Source organism: Vibrio sp. 1978 (assembly GCF_033344345.1).
On the sequence record NZ_JAWPOP010000491.1, the window covers coordinates 1 to 686 of the forward strand.

The following is a 686-nucleotide window of genomic DNA, read 5'->3' on the forward strand; positions in this document are numbered from 1 at the left end:
CCTACAAGCCAATGCTCGTCAAAGCGGAAAAAGTCTGCCTTCGGCAAGCGTGCTCAAAGAGCAAGTGGTAGAAAAACTGATCATCGATACGCTGCAAGGCCAAGAAGCTGACCGTATTGGTGTACGCATCGACGATAACCGTCTAAACCAAGCCATCGCAGAAATCGCACGCAACAATAACCAAAGCGTGGAAGAACTGGCAGCATCCGTGCAAGCAGAAGGCCTAAGCTACCCAGAGTTCCGCGAGCAAATCCGTAAAGAAATTGCAGCGTCAGAAGCTCGTAATGCGCTAGTTCGTCGCCGAATCAATATCCTTCCAGCAGAAGTTGATAGCCTTGCAGACCAGCTAGCGAAAGAAACCAACGCAACCGTGCAATACAAAATCGGTCATATCCAACTGCGTTTCACCGACGGTCAAGATAAATCAGAAGTAGAAGCACAAGCGAAAGCCCTGGTTAAAAAACTCAATGACGGCGCAGACTTCACCGAAATGGCTTACACCTACTCTAAAGGTCCGAAAGCTCTCCAAGGCGGTGATTGGGGTTGGATGCGTAAAGAAGAAATGCCAACCATCTTTGCTGATCAAATCAAGATGCAAAACAAAGGCAGCATTATTGGTCCTTTCCGTAGTGGCGTTGGTTTCCACATCCTAAAAATTGAAGATGTGAAGGGTCTAGAAACCGTTG

At 47.7% G+C, this 686-nt stretch carries 1 protein-coding gene; it reads left to right on the plus strand.

Annotated elements, in window-relative coordinates; genetic code table 11:
* Positions 1-686 (plus strand): peptidylprolyl isomerase (locus tag R8N49_RS27405; protein ID WP_318190489.1); only part of this gene is annotated, 686 nt, incomplete at both ends.